The 13,163-nt window shown below is 46.8% G+C and carries 14 protein-coding genes; 7 read left to right on the top strand and 7 right to left on the bottom strand.

The annotated features are described in order from the left end of the window. Nucleotide 1: 1 nt before the first annotated feature. From FG11_RS06670 to FG11_RS06660, 3 genes are read left to right on the top strand one after another with little or no spacing between them, the layout of a single operon-like run. A complete protein-coding gene (locus FG11_RS06670; protein WP_052185081.1) occupies nucleotides 2-985 on the top strand; it encodes a glycosyltransferase family 2 protein in 984 nt (327 codons plus the stop codon). Nucleotides 986-989: 4 nt separating this feature from the next. Further along, nucleotides 990-1,388 carry a GtrA family protein gene (locus FG11_RS06665; RefSeq protein WP_047533924.1) on the top strand — a complete coding sequence of 133 codons (399 nt, stop codon included), beginning with the start codon at nucleotides 990-992 and terminating at the stop codon, nucleotides 1,386-1,388. Continuing rightward, entirely contained in the window at nucleotides 1,385-2,203 is an 819-nt protein-coding gene (locus FG11_RS06660; RefSeq protein ID WP_047533923.1) for a ChbG/HpnK family deacetylase, read from the top strand. Before FG11_RS06665 ends, FG11_RS06660 begins: the two co-directional genes overlap by 4 nt. Here the strand turns inward: FG11_RS06660 and FG11_RS06655 are convergent, their stop codons facing one another. Continuing rightward, nucleotides 2,204-2,671 (bottom strand): hypothetical protein, encoded by a 468-nt coding sequence (locus tag FG11_RS06655; RefSeq protein WP_020182292.1) that lies wholly within the window; start codon nucleotides 2,669-2,671, stop codon nucleotides 2,204-2,206. It abuts the gene before it with no gap. A gap of 186 nt (nucleotides 2,672-2,857) precedes the next feature. Between FG11_RS06655 and FG11_RS06650 the strand changes: the two genes are divergently transcribed. Together FG11_RS06650 and FG11_RS06645 are read left to right on the top strand one after the other, a co-directional pair. Next, on the top strand, nucleotides 2,858-4,477 hold the full coding sequence (locus FG11_RS06650) for a glycoside hydrolase family 17 protein (protein ID WP_047533921.1): 1,620 nt from the start codon (nucleotides 2,858-2,860) through the stop codon (nucleotides 4,475-4,477). 30 nt (nucleotides 4,478-4,507) lie between these two features. Then, entirely contained in the window at nucleotides 4,508-7,078 is a 2,571-nt protein-coding gene (locus tag FG11_RS06645) for a glycosyltransferase (RefSeq protein ID WP_047533919.1), read from the top strand. A gap of 15 nt (nucleotides 7,079-7,093) precedes the next feature. Here the strand turns inward: FG11_RS06645 and FG11_RS06640 are convergent, their stop codons facing one another. The 4 genes from FG11_RS06640 to FG11_RS06625 all read right to left on the bottom strand — a co-directional run bounded on the left by FG11_RS06640 (nucleotide 7,094) and on the right by FG11_RS06625 (nucleotide 10,106). Beyond that, nucleotides 7,094-7,663, bottom strand: a complete 570-nt coding sequence (locus tag FG11_RS06640; RefSeq protein WP_047533917.1) for a lipocalin family protein — start codon at nucleotides 7,661-7,663, stop codon at nucleotides 7,094-7,096. Nucleotides 7,664-7,675: 12 nt separating this feature from the next. Next, nucleotides 7,676-8,137, bottom strand: coding sequence for a YaiI/YqxD family protein (locus FG11_RS06635; RefSeq protein ID WP_047533915.1), 462 nt, complete (start codon nucleotides 8,135-8,137; stop codon nucleotides 7,676-7,678). Then, entirely contained in the window at nucleotides 8,134-8,535 is a 402-nt protein-coding gene (locus FG11_RS06630; protein WP_152604052.1) for an MAPEG family protein, read from the bottom strand. The genes FG11_RS06635 and FG11_RS06630 overlap by 4 nt, the downstream gene beginning before the upstream one ends. Before the next feature lie 92 nt (nucleotides 8,536-8,627). Continuing rightward, the gene (locus FG11_RS06625; RefSeq protein ID WP_025224500.1) at nucleotides 8,628-10,106 is read right to left on the bottom strand and encodes a DEAD/DEAH box helicase; all 1,479 of its coding nucleotides are present in this window, start codon (nucleotides 10,104-10,106) and stop codon (nucleotides 8,628-8,630) included. 304 nt (nucleotides 10,107-10,410) lie between these two features. On the opposite strand from FG11_RS06625, the gene FG11_RS06620 reads away from it, so the two are divergent. After that, nucleotides 10,411-10,710, top strand: a complete 300-nt coding sequence (locus FG11_RS06620) for a hypothetical protein (RefSeq protein ID WP_157355041.1) — start codon at nucleotides 10,411-10,413, stop codon at nucleotides 10,708-10,710. Nucleotides 10,711-10,764: 54 nt separating this feature from the next. Here the strand turns inward: FG11_RS06620 and FG11_RS06615 are convergent, their stop codons facing one another. Then, the gene (locus FG11_RS06615; RefSeq protein ID WP_047533913.1) at nucleotides 10,765-11,481 is read right to left on the bottom strand and encodes a pseudouridine synthase; all 717 of its coding nucleotides are present in this window, start codon (nucleotides 11,479-11,481) and stop codon (nucleotides 10,765-10,767) included. Between the two features lie 83 nt (nucleotides 11,482-11,564). Next, nucleotides 11,565-12,251: an aquaporin Z gene (aqpZ, locus tag FG11_RS06610; RefSeq protein ID WP_020182283.1), complete on the bottom strand. Its 687-nt coding sequence runs from the start codon at nucleotides 12,249-12,251 to the stop codon at nucleotides 11,565-11,567. A 119-nt stretch (nucleotides 12,252-12,370) separates the two neighbouring features. On the opposite strand from aqpZ, the gene FG11_RS06605 reads away from it, so the two are divergent. Next, complete coding sequence (locus FG11_RS06605) at nucleotides 12,371-13,156, top strand: TrmH family RNA methyltransferase (RefSeq protein ID WP_047533911.1); 786 nt, start codon at nucleotides 12,371-12,373, stop codon at nucleotides 13,154-13,156. Nucleotides 13,157-13,163 lie beyond the last annotated feature (7 nt).

The raw sequence follows: 13,163 nt of genomic DNA, 5'->3' as shown, positions 1-13,163 counted from the left end.
CATGCAGAATACATCGCTCATACAAGCATCTAATAGCAGGCTTCAAGTGGAGCCGCACCTGACGGTGATTGTACCTGCCTATAATGAAGCGCTGGCAATTACCAGCACTATACAAAATATTGCCAATACCTTAACTGCGTTGAGTACAAAGTGGGATATTGTGGTGGTGGATGATGGCAGCCGAGATGAAACCGCGGATATTGTGAAAGCACTGTCTGCTAAGCTTCACACTACCTTGGTGCGCTTTTCGCGCAATTTTGGTAAAGAGTATGCCATTACTGCTGGCCTAAGCTATGCGCTGGGCGATATCGTGATTTGCATGGATGCGGATGGGCAGCATTCGGCATCGCTACTGAGTGAGATGTTGAGCAAATGGCGAGAGGGCTACGATATGGTGTACGCGGTGCGACAAGACCGCGAAGTCGAGTCTAGATTTAAAAAATGGGGTTCAAAACTGTTTTACGGCATGATGAGCGCAAGCGGACAGATTAATATTCCCAAAGATGCCGGTGATTTCCGTTTGATGGATCGTGCCGTTGTAAACGCTTTATGCGCGCTGCCAGAGCGCAATCGTTTTATGAAAGGCATTTATGCCTGGGTCGGTTACCGGTCAATCGGTATTCCATTTACACCCTTGCCCAGAGCCCATGGTGAAAGCGCATTCTCTAGGCTCAGGCTGATGAGTCTGGCGTGGACAGGCATTACCAGTTTTTCTTCATTGCCATTACGATTGGCAAGTGCGGTAGGCGTTATTTTGGCATTGCTTTCATTCGCCTATGGGATAGTGGTGGTGGTGGATAAGCTGTTCTTCCATGAATCGGTACCAGGTTGGCCAACGGTGGTGGCCAGCATGATGTTTTTGTCTGGTGTCCAGCTTCTGTTTATTGGCATCTTGGGTGAATACCTCGCGAGAATTTATGATGAAGTCAAAGGGCGACCACCTTACATTGTTGCAGAAGTAAGCAGGCCAGAGGGCTTGCGCTAAACGCATGCATGCCGATTTAGATAAGTTAAGACGCTCAGTCTCTTGGTTTGCCTGTGTCGGGGCTTTAGCGGCCTTGGTGCATTATGTCGTCGCAGTGGGATTAGAACGTTATCTAAACATCCAGCCTGCTTGGGCCAATATCGTTGGGTTTGTTTGCGCGTTCCCGGTCAGCTATATTGGGCACCGTACGTTGTCTTTTCCAGGCTTGAATCAAGCGCATCAGCATACGTTGCCTAAGTTTTTAAGTGTTGCCGTATTTGGGTTTTTAGCAAACCAGACATTAGTATTGCTTAGCCTGCGCTATACGACACTGCCGTTCTGGCTGGTTCTGGCCATCGTGATGGTGGTAGTGGCGATTAGTACTTATTTATTAAGCCGTTACTGGGCTTTTTCACACACATGACTACCCTTATTATCACAGCAGATGATTACGCACAAAGCGCTGCGATTGATACCGGCATTCTAAATCTGGTGGGTATGGGTAGGGTGACTGCATTCTCTTGCCTGACACTCAGTCCGCGTTGGCCAGAAGCCGCAACACGTATCACGCAGCAGATAAAACAATCAGCGGATATTGGCCTGCATTTGGATTTCACCCAGTATACGCAACCGCTCAAGCATGGTTTGGCGGCTTTGATACTGAAAACCAAGTTTAGACTGCTGGATGAGTCTGCTATCCGGCATGCGATTAAAGCGCAGCTGGATGCATTTGAGCAGGCATTAGGCATGGCACCGGATTATATTGATGGGCATCAGCATGTGCATCAATTGCCACAAATTAGAAAAGTACTCATTCAAGAATTGATGGCGCGTTATCCTACCCGTTTACCGTGGTTACGTATTGCGGTACCGCCGCTGGCAGATGGCGTGAAGGGCATGATTATTCGGTGGTTGGGGGCTTCAACACTCCAAGAGTTAGCTTCTTTGAATGGGGTTCGATACACGAATACTTTGCTGGGTGTGTACGGTTTTAATGTGGATGCTTTAGCCTACCAGAGTAAGTTGGCTGGCTGGATACAGGCAGCTAACGCAATACGCAAGCCAGTGGCTGTGATGTGTCATCCTGCAGAGGGTACGTCATTCAAAGATGCAACAGACCCTATTCTCACAGCAAGATTACATGAGTATGCGGCACTGTCTAGCCCACAATTTGCAACGTTGATAGCGCGCCATAATGTCTCGCTATCCCGTGGTAGTAGTGCCGCTTTAGATGAGTGATTATCGTTTTTTTAATGGCTTGGCCAGAGGTTTGGCCGCAACTGGTGTCTGCATCACGCAGTCTTCGTACCCATAGTTGCCGCCGTTGTCATCTGGCTCATAATAGATATTACGGAAGCTCCAGCGATTGCGGCCAAGTTTCTTCATTTCGGCAATGCCGGTACTGTATTCAATATATTTACCTTCTTTGTACTTATAAGAAAGTGCTAGCTTGGTGCCATTTGCAATGGCTTGTCCGCGATAAATTACTGCGTTTTCTGAGTCGGTACTAAAATCATAAGCACCAATCTTGTCATGGCTGCTAATGCGGTTGAGTTTAAAAATAGCGGTGACTTGATAATCTCCCACTTGCTCGTTGTTGCCTTTACACTCGTATGTCCCGCTAAAATTAACACCAGTAAATGTTGGTTTGGCTTGTGCAATGCCTATGAAGCCAAACAAACATGCTGTGATTAGAACTTTTACCATAAATTACGTTTACCTAAATTAGAATTGCCCCTGTAATTGCTATTGTAACTTGCCACAAGAATATGACGTAAGGAACCTACGTTTTTTTACATCGTTTTTTGTTTTTATTCTAGCGCTGCTTTATCATACTGGATTCTTAGACACGATAAGTTATCAATCACGTCTATCTAATGGAATTTTCAACCTATGTATAACCATAAGCCACCTGTTTTGTGGCAATTTACCCTGTTCAATCTCATTTTGCTGGTGCTTTTAGGTGCGTGGCTTTGGCAGAAAAATCAGCCAGTAATTGTGCCAGACGCCATATTGCCTGTGGATGCTGCGGCTAAAGTACAGTGCGTTTCTTATGCGCCATATTACGGCAAAGATCAAACGCCATTTAAAATTGGCACTCACATCACACAGTCTCAAATTGATGCAGATCTTGAACGTATAGCCAAAGTATCCAATTGCGTGCGAATCTACTCAGTAGGCCAAGGCTTGGATTATGTACCAGCAGCTGCACAAAAGTTAGGGCTGAAGGTACTGGTAGGCGCATGGATAGGCTGGACTGCCGCTGATAACAATAAAGAAATTAATCTTGCGACTGCATTGGCCAATCAATATCCCAATACCGTGAAAGCAGTTATTGTTGGTAATGAAGTGTTGCTACGTGGCGAGCAAACAGAAGAAGCGATGCAAGCGTATATCGCGCGCGCAAAGCAATTGACCAAAGTACCCGTGACGTATGCCGATGTCTGGGAATTTTGGCTCAACCATCGTAATCTAGAGCAATCAGTCGATTTTGTGACGATTCATTTACTGCCGTATTGGGAGAACAATCCGCAATCGGTAGAGCAATCGATTCAACATGCCAATATCGTAATGAACAAATTAGATACGGCATTCAGTAAGCCTATTTTGATTGGTGAAACGGGTTGGCCTTCCACTGGGCGTCAACGCGGCACTTCGATTCCAAGTGCGCTTAACCAAGCGCGTTATATCAGAACCTTTTTGCGCGAGGCTGAGCAAAAGCATTGGCAATACAACTTGATCGAAGCGTTCGATCAACCGTGGAAGCGTGGGTTGGAGGGCGCGGTTGGTGGCTTTTGGGGCATATACGATACCGAGCTAAGCCCCAAGTTTAATTTGACTGGTCCAGTATTTGATCGACATGACGGCATTATGCCAGCGCTTTTTGCAGCGATTGGCGCTTTTATATTATGTGCAGTCACGTTCGTGGTGGGGCAAAAGCATGTGCCGTCGTATATAGGCATGGCAATACTTGGCGCATTGGCTGGCGTGACCAGCTTATTGCAGCTGGAGTACTTGGGTGCGCTATGCGGTGATGGATCAATATTCGGCGCACTAAGTTGTGTGCCCACAGCAGGGCGTCCACTCGCCAGCGTTATCATGGGTTTGCAATGGTTATCGATGGGCGGTGCCGTATTAGCAGCATGGCTGATGCTATTGAGCTTACCTGTACTCATTTATCAGCAGTCAGCGCAAGCGGTACGTTTTGTTAAGCTAATGGTGGTATTGCTGTTGGTAGGTGCGCTAGCGATAGGTCTTTTACTCACGGTGGATGGACGTTATCGCGATTTTCCTGTGATGATTTACGCATTGCCTGTATTGCAATTTTCGCTCGGCTTGTGGTTGGCAAAAACGCCGTTAAGGTTTACTAATCCAGTCTCATTGGTGTTGGGTGTGGGTGCGCTGACAACAGCTCTGGTTAGCTATTTAATTGAGCCACTTAACTACAATGCCGCCTACTGGCTGGGCGTACTCGTGCTATTTACTGTTCCCCTGTTATTTAAAAAACAATAACCATCCAAAGAATTGCTTACGGTCTTATCTATGTTGAATTTTGTGAAACGTCTCTTTATTCCGCTGCTGTTTGCATTGTCGGTAGCTGCTGCCCATTTTGGTATATGGGCACTGACCAACAGCGCAAGCAATTTATTGGAAGCACCGCCGCTTGTGCGCGGGTTTGCCTACAGTGGTTACCAAGAAGACCAAAGCCCGTTAGATCGTCAGTTTCCTAGTACGGCAGAATTAGCCAAGGATTTAAAGCTGATGAATCCGTTGACCAACCATATTCGCTTATACGGGTCGCTAGATAATTCTGAGATTACTGCGCTGGCCTCTAAGCTTGGTTTTAAAGTCATCGCAGGCGCTTGGGTTAACGCAGACCATGACATGAATCAACGTGAAATAGACGCGTTAGAAGAGAAGTTAAAGTTCTATCCCAATATCGAACGCGCCATTGTGGGTAACGAGGTGCTATTAAGAAAAGACCTGACTTTACAGCAGCTGATTCCGTATTTAGATAAAGTCAGAAATGCGACCGAAGTGCCGATTTCCACGGCAGAGCCTTGGCATATCTGGCTGAAAAATCCGGAGCTGGTTAAGCATGTGGATTTTATTGCGGTACATCTATTGCCCTACCATGAAGGCGTACCAGTAGAAAATGCAGTCAGCTATGCGATCCAACGCTATAACGAGTTAATGAACGCGTATCCACGCAAAAAAATTGTCATTACCGAGATTGGTTGGCCCAGTGGAGGTCCCGACATCGGCGGTGCGCAAGCCTCAGAAGTCAATCAGGCGCGCTTTGTGCGTGAGTTTTTAGCAAAGACTGCCTATGAAAACTACGACTATTATTTGATGGAAGCATTTGATCAGCCATGGAAACAACAAATCGAGGGCTGGGCTGGCGCCTATTGGGGGATGTTTGATGCGCATCGGCATCCTAAATACTCGTTACAAGGCGCTGTGCCAAAAGACAGCCGTTGGGTAATTAAGGCCAAGTGGGCGACCGTCATTGCGTTTTTCCCCATCATGTTCATCGCTTGGCGTTTTAGACACTGGCGCTTAGGCGGCAAGATTTCAATGGCCATATTACTGCAAGCCTGCATCACCACCTTGGTTGTGGCTTGGAATCTGCCAGGCGATTACTACTATACTTTGCGAGACTTTATTGTGCTGGTGGGCTTGATTATCGGCATGATGCTGACCTCTGCCGTATTGATGATTTACGCTGTCGAGTTTAGTGAGGTGATGTTCAAAGGCTTATGGGTCAGGGCATTTAAGCGTGCAACACCAGTCCCTGCTGAGCAAGAGCTGTTTGTGTCTATCCATTTAGCCTGCTACAACGAGCCGCCAGAAATGGTGATTGCGACGATTGATAGCTTAGCCAAACTTCACTACACCCATTTTGAGGTGATCGTGGTGGACAATAACACCAAAGATGAAGCCAAATGGAAGCCGATTGAGGCTTATATGGCCACTTTGCCAGAACACTTTAAGTTCTTCCACTTGCCAAGTTGGCCTGGCTTTAAAGCGGGCGCACTTAACTTTGCCTTGCAACAGACAAATCCACAGGCCAAAGTGGTGGGTGTGGTGGATGCCGATTACGTGGTTACGGCGGATTGGTTGTCAGATTTAGTCCCGCACTTTGGAGATGAAAAAGTGGCTGTGGTACAGGCGCCTCAAGCGCACCGTGATTGGGAGCATAACTTTTTCAGAAGGATGTGCAATTGGGAGTTTGAAGGCTTCTTTAAAATCGGCATGCATCATCGCCACGAACGTAACGCCTTGATTCAGCACGGCACTATGACGCTGGTACGTTATCAAGCGCTTGTAGACAATGGGCGTTGGTCTGAGTGGTGCATCTGTGAAGATACTGAGCTTGGCCTGCGCTTGCTAGAGAGTGGTTACGAGCTACGCTATGTGGATGATGTGTTTGGGCGCGGGCTTACGCCGGCAAACTTCAGTGCGCTCAAATCGCAGCGCTTCCGCTGGGCATTTGGTGCCATGCAGATTCTTAAACACCATATTCCTAAATTAGTAGGGAGTTCTACACTAAGCTTTGGACAGCGTTATCACTTTTTAACCGGCTGGTTTGGCTGGCTGGGGGATGCACTGCAGTTGTTTTTTACGTTGGGCTCCATCGGTTGGACGGTGGCTATGCTGGCTTTCCCTAATGCTTTCAGTTTGCCGGTGGCAATTATGATTACGCCGATTTTATGCTTCTTGGTGATTAAAGCTGCATTAGGGCCAATTCTCTATCGCAAGACCATGCGTTGTGGCTGGTTGGATATTTGGGGAGCATCATTGGCCAGCTTAGGCTTGTCACATGCAATTGCCCGTGGTGTGATGATGGGGCTGATTCAGAAACATGGTGTATTTAAAGTGACAGCAAAAGGAAAAGTTACGGGCACCAAATGGGATATTTTTAAACCCATCTACGAAGAGTTGGCATTATTGTTGGCATTGATTTTTGCAAGTATGGCCATGCTGGCTACCAGAGGGTTCCATAATCTGGATGCCCAGTTATGGGTGCTGATGCTGACCTTGCAATCGCTCCCGTATTTGAGCACTTTAGCTTGTCAGGTGATTACAGAGGTAGAAGCGCGCAAAGGATAGGCGCCGCTCTGTTAATTAGTTAACATGCGGCCCTGCTTTAAATACGCGGGTGTCCGGCACTTGGTTTACATGGATGAGATTGTCCGTTTCAAACCCCAGTGCTTTGGCTTTGGACATGAGCTCTTGCTTGATGGGATAGGTGAGCTGTGGCGTGCGTGAGAGTATCCACAAATAAGATTTGTCTGGGCCGCATACCATGACGTAGTTGTAATAGGGTTTGTCGAGTTCCATGATGTTATAAGCGCCATAAAACGGACCAAAAAATGAAACTTTGAGTTTGCCTTTGTAGCTACCATCTTTATTCGGCGCTTCTGTAAAATAGGCTTTGCCTTCTGCCTCTTCCCATTCATTTTTAATGGGGTTATAGCCGCGGTTAATTACTTTGATGCTGCCATCTTCATTCTTGCTGTAATTGGCAGTGACTTGCTCAAGTCCACGCTCAAAAGAGTGATCTAAACGCGCTATTTCATACCAAGTGCCTAAATACTGGCTGGCATCTACGTTATCTACTACTTTTACGTTGTCTGGTACGCCCATACACGCCATGGGTATACACAGTAATAAGCAACTCAGTATTTTGTTCATCAGTATTCTCGGTTATGTGTGCTTGTTTGGCCGAACCTGTGCTAAAAAGCGATCTAATTCAGCCGCAAATTGTTGTCGGTCACTGTGATTAAATACAGCCGGGCCCGAAGTTTCCACACCACTGGCACGCAGCTCCTCCATAAAGTTGCGCATGGCTAAGCGCTCAGCAATATTGGCGGTGCTGTAGAACTCACCACGCGGATTAAGTGCATGCGCTTGTTTTGCAATCACTTGCGCCGCCAATGGGATATCTGCAGTAATCACCAAATCGCCCGCAACGAGTTCCTGCACGATACGATTATCAGCCACATCAAAGCCTTTGGGGACTTCCAGTGATTTGATATAAGGTGAGACTGGCACGCGCAAAGATTTGTTCGCTACCAGCGTAGTCATGATTTTAGTGCGATTGGCAGCCCGGTACAGAATCTCTTTAATCACCACCGGGCAAGCATCTGCATCTACCCAAATATTCATGCAAACCAGGCCGAATAGAGTAAACATAACGCAGCAGTCGCTAAGACACCAAAGGTGGTGAGTATGCCGATTTTTCGATAACGGAAAGGCTCTGGCTCTTGACTCACACCATAGGCATGCAGGCAGCGCGCAAACAGCAGTAACGCACATAGCGTATGCACCAAGTAAGCTGGTGCATGATTGATTTCCATCAAGCTTAACAATAGCAAACTGAAAGGAACATATTGTGCGAAGTTATTTTGTACAGCAATCGCACGTTTGAGAGAAGGTTTATGGCCATCGCCAATGGCTACGCGATGTAGCCTGCGTTGTTTGACTACCAAGACACTCAAATAAATAAACAGCAAAGCGAGCAGAGATGCATAGATGGGCACAATGCTGAGGTGTATGGTGTTCATGGGCTGCATCCGGTGCTAAGTTAAAGCTATGCTTAAGTTAAAGCTATTCTAACGCATACACCGGATGTATCAATAAGTAGGAGAGTGTCTGATTATCGCCCGCGGTTACCACCACGGTGCACCGGTTTTGGCGCAAACAAAGGGGTTTGTGGCATGGCTTGATGTTTGGCTGCTTCAGAGATTAATCGACCATGTGGCATTGCTTGCCCTTGTGGCTGATTCTGTGATTTTGGCTTAGCCTGTCCTTGCTTATGTGATTGGTTGGTATTTTTCTGTTGACCTTGTCCGGCATTGCGCGCATTCGCAGGCTTTTGACCATTGCTTTGCGGACGACGGCCTTGCGCTGGTCTTGGCGGTCTAGGTGCTTCAGGTTCCAATTTGGCGGGTGGTTCAAAGCCTTCTACCGTGACTTTAGGAATCTCACGTTTAATCAGCTTTTCAATGTCTTTGAGGTATTTAGACTCTTCAAAATCGACCAAAGAAATAGCTGCACCCGTGCTACCGGCACGCCCTGTACGGCCAATGCGATGCACATAGTCTTCCGGCACGTTGGGTAATTCAAAGTTGACGACTTGCGGTAGCTGGTCAATATCTAAGCCACGCGCAGCGATATCAGTAGCGACCAACGCAGGAATGTTTCCGTTTTTGAAATCAGCCAGTGCTTTGGTGCGTGCGCCTTGGCTCTTGTTGCCGTGAATGGCTGCAGCAGGAATCCCATCTTTCACCAGCTTTTCTGCCAAGCGATTTGCGCCATGTTTGGTACGTGTAAAAATCAGTACTTGTTCCCAATTGTTTTGCTTGATTAAATAGCTCACCAACGCACTTTTGTGCGCTTGTTTTACCAAGTGCACGGTTTGCGTGACCATCTCAGAGGCTGTGTTGCGGCGGGCAACTTCCACAAACGCTGGGCTGTTCAGTAGATTGTCTGCCAAGCGCTTAATCTCATCAGAGAACGTTGCAGAGAACAATAGGTTCTGGCGTTTTTTGGGTAGCATGGCTAAGATTTTTTTAATGTCATGAATAAAGCCCATGTCCAGCATGCGGTCTGCTTCATCCAATACCAAAATTTCTACGCCGGATAAATCCACAGCTTTTTGATTGGCCAAATCTAATAAGCGGCCTGGCGTGGCTACTAAAATATCAATGCCACGGCTTAAGCGATTAATCTGTGGGTTGATGCTCACGCCACCAAATACCACCATGGATTTTAAGTGTAGATATTTACCGTAGGTTTGAACGGATTCCTCAATTTGTGCGGCCAACTCACGTGTAGGTGTCAGCATCAAGCAACGTGGTTTGCTTTTGGCTGGATTGCTTGCCGGTGTCTGGCTCAGTATATGTAAGATGGGTAGCGTAAATCCTGCGGTTTTGCCGGTGCCGGTTTGTGCGCCAGCCAATAAATCGCCACCGTTGAGTACTTGTGGAATAGCTTTGGCTTGAATCGGCGTTGGTGTGGTGTAGCCCGCTTCTTGAATCGCACGCAAGATAGGCGCTGCCAATCCTAGTTGATCAAATTGTAAAGGTGTGTCTTGGCCATTAACTTGGCTAAGTGTTGTGTTTGGGGTATTCATGTAATGTTTTTTCCTGCGACGGCCAGTTGCTTAAGCAACACCAATCGAGGCAGACGAATTAAAGAGTCATCGTGACTTGAAGTATCAAAGAACCGCAACACTGATTGGTAATGTGTTGGGTGAGCGCATTATACGAGCTTAACGTAGAAAAGCGAGCATTATATTTGCGGCCTAGATGTGCAAGATTTGTTTCAATGAAGGAGGATTCTTACAAGAGTTTAGGCGTGTTACCGATATTTGAATCGTTGGTTTACGCATAAAGTGGACTTGTCGTTAATCAACATTGAAGGGAGACAATATGTTTATGCAAAAATCACTGTTTGTTACATTGGGTTTGTTAGCTACAAGTGGCGCATTTGCCAATCTGAATGAGCCGATATATCAATATTTGCCAGCGGGTGTACTCAAACAAAACATTCAAGCTACGTTAAGTCAGCACCAAATCGATGTAAGCCAATTAGATATTCAAATTGATGAGCAAGGGATTGTGAACGCGTCTGGCAATGTGGAATCCAAACAACAGGCTGACAATATCACAAAGATCATTCAAGACAGTCAGGCTGTGTATGCGGTATTTGGTAAGTTTATTTATCCGCAACCATAATGGCTTGGCATAGTGGCTTGGTTAGCATAAGTAGCTAGCGGTGGGTTGCCACCGCTAGCTGGCGCTTAAATTGGCGATATCTTCATCGCTTAACCAGCGCCATTCGCCAAGTTTTAAATCGTCAGGCAGAGATAAGCGGCCAATTCGGATACGCTTTAAGCCATCGACGCGATTGCTGATAGCGGCAACCATGCGTTTGACTTGATGGTATTTGCCTTCTGCTAAGGTCATATGAATGATATGTTCTGAGATCCGATCACAAGCAAGTGCGGCAATCGGCGCATCTTCATCCACCAGCTGTACGCCATTAAGGATATGTGCAATTTGCGCATCGCTGACTGGGTGCTTACAGGTCACTTCATACACTTTTGGCACTTTGTGTTTAGGCGAGCTCATGCGATGAATGAATTGCCCGTCATCTGAGATTAATATCAAGCCCGTCGTGTCTTCATCTAACCGGCCTATGCATTGGACGCCTCTTTCTACAAGCGGAAAAGGTAACAGGCTGTAAATGGTGGGGTGATGCTGTGTTTTGTGAGAGCACTCATAGTTGCCGGGCTTGTGCATCATTAAATACGATTTTTCGTGGTATTCCCACGGCTCTCCTTTAATGGTGTAACTTAAATTTTCTAATGAAAACTCCATATCCGGGTCATCACAAAGTACACCATTAACGGTAATCTCTTCGTTGATAATCATGATGCGACAGAGTTTGCGGGAACCAAAGCCTTGCTTATGGAGGATACGTTCTAAATCGAGTTTTTTAGCCATACGGCTATTATAACGGGTGCATAAAAAAAGCCCACATGACGTGGGCTTTTAATACTGATTAATACTTATTTCACTAATGATGACTACTCTTTTTGAATAAAGTTGTATACCAAAGCACCAATCACTGCGCCTACAATCGGTGCCAGCCAAAATAACCATAATTGGTCAAGCGCGATGCCGCCTTCTAGCAAAGCTGGACCTGTACTACGCGCAGGGTTAACGGAAGTGTTGGTGACTGGGATGCTGATTAAGTGAATCAATGTGAGTGTAAAGCCAATTGCTAGTGGTGCTAAGCCTGCTGGTGCACGTTTATCTGTGCTACCCATGATAATAAACAAAAACATAGCAGTCAGGACGATCTCTGTTGTTAGTGCTGCCATCATGCTGTAGCCATGTGGAGAGTGCTCGGCAAAGCCATTAGACGCTAAGCCGCCAGCGTAGCCTTCTGCACCACTGGCAATGCAACGAATGACCAGTGCAGCCAAAATTGCGCCGATGACTTGTGCGATGATGTAGTGGGGAAGCTCCGCTGCTTTAAAGCGCCCACCAGCAGCCAAACCGATAGAAACCGCAGGATTCAGGTGGCAACCAGAGATATGGCCGATAGCATACGCCATAGTCACCACGGTTAAGCCAAATGCAAAAGAAACGCCTAAATAACCAAGCCCTAGTTCAGGAATGCCTGCAGCTAGCACTGCGCTACCACATCCTCCTAATACTAGCCAAAATGTACCAATGAGTTCTGCAACTGCACGTTTTGTTAATGACATATGAACTTCCTCCAGAAAATAAAAGTGTTATTGTTGTGCTGCAAATTTACGCCCAAATTTTATGTTTCACAATAAGCATCGGTTAGAATGCCAGTTAATAAATGTAAAGAACTGAGCCCATGGCGTTTAAACACATCACTTCCCGCGATAATCTCGTTTTCAAACAACTGAAGAAACTGGCAGATAACGCGCGCGAACGCCAACGTGAAGGGCTGACGCTATTGGATGGTGTGCATTTGATAGAAGCCTACTTGCAGGTGTTTGGTGAGCCGCAGCTGCTGATTATTCCAGAAGGAAAAAGCGCGCTTGAAGCCACACAGTTGATGCAGCAATTGCAAGATGTGAACACCATGATGTTGCCCACGCTGATGTTTGCAGAGCTTACTCCGGTGGCTGCCAGTACGGGTATTTTGGCACTGGTGAAAAAGCCGACGATTGCGTTGCCTGAAGCAGTGCACTTTGCGTTGATGCTGGAAGATATTCAAGACCCAGGCAATATGGGCAGTATGCTGCGTACAGCCGCCGCTGCAGGCGTACAGGTGGTGTATTTGTCTAAAGGATGTACCGATGCTTGGTCGCCCAAGGCATTGCGTGGAGGGCAAGGCGCACAATTTGTATTACCTGTTGTCGAACAAGTAGATTTGTCGGCAACGCTTACCGCGTTTCAAGGTAAGCGCTATGCCATGACCATGCACGGTGAGTCTTTGTACACACAGGACTTTAAAACGCCCAGCTTGTTTGTGGTAGGCAATGAAGGGGCCGGTTTAAGTCCTGCCGTTATCAACGCGACAGATCAAGCCATTACGATTCCCATGGCGAATGCCAGTACTTTGGCGGTGGAATCATTAAATGCTGCAGCCGCTACGGCCATTTGTTTGTTTGAGTGCCAACGCCAGCGGATGTGACGTGATA

The organism is Methylotenera sp. N17, from assembly GCF_000799155.1.
Classification (GTDB): Bacteria; Pseudomonadota; Gammaproteobacteria; order Burkholderiales; family Methylophilaceae; genus Methylophilus.
Note: the sequence above shows the minus strand (reverse complement) of the source record. Positions and strands in the feature narration are given on the sequence as shown.

Coding starts and splice junctions, on each gene's coding strand:
- FG11_RS06670 (WP_052185081.1), top strand. CDS start 2: ATGCAGAATACATCGCTCATACAAGCATCTAATAGCAGGCTTCAAGTG.
- FG11_RS06665 (WP_047533924.1), top strand. CDS start 990: ATGCATGCCGATTTAGATAAGTTAAGACGCTCAGTCTCTTGGTTTGCC.
- FG11_RS06660 (WP_047533923.1), top strand. CDS start 1,385: ATGACTACCCTTATTATCACAGCAGATGATTACGCACAAAGCGCTGCG.
- FG11_RS06655 (WP_020182292.1), bottom strand. CDS start 2,671: ATGGTAAAAGTTCTAATCACAGCATGTTTGTTTGGCTTCATAGGCATT.
- FG11_RS06650 (WP_047533921.1), top strand. CDS start 2,858: ATGTATAACCATAAGCCACCTGTTTTGTGGCAATTTACCCTGTTCAAT.
- FG11_RS06645 (WP_047533919.1), top strand. CDS start 4,508: ATGTTGAATTTTGTGAAACGTCTCTTTATTCCGCTGCTGTTTGCATTG.
- FG11_RS06640 (WP_047533917.1), bottom strand. CDS start 7,663: ATGAACAAAATACTGAGTTGCTTATTACTGTGTATACCCATGGCGTGT.
- FG11_RS06635 (WP_047533915.1), bottom strand. CDS start 8,137: ATGAATATTTGGGTAGATGCAGATGCTTGCCCGGTGGTGATTAAAGAG.
- FG11_RS06630 (WP_152604052.1), bottom strand. CDS start 8,535: ATGAACACCATACACCTCAGCATTGTGCCCATCTATGCATCTCTGCTC.
- FG11_RS06625 (WP_025224500.1), bottom strand. CDS start 10,106: ATGAATACCCCAAACACAACACTTAGCCAAGTTAATGGCCAAGACACA.
- FG11_RS06620 (WP_157355041.1), top strand. CDS start 10,411: ATGCAAAAATCACTGTTTGTTACATTGGGTTTGTTAGCTACAAGTGGC.
- FG11_RS06615 (WP_047533913.1), bottom strand. CDS start 11,481: ATGGCTAAAAAACTCGATTTAGAACGTATCCTCCATAAGCAAGGCTTT.
- aqpZ (WP_020182283.1), bottom strand. CDS start 12,251: ATGTCATTAACAAAACGTGCAGTTGCAGAACTCATTGGTACATTTTGG.
- FG11_RS06605 (WP_047533911.1), top strand. CDS start 12,371: ATGGCGTTTAAACACATCACTTCCCGCGATAATCTCGTTTTCAAACAA.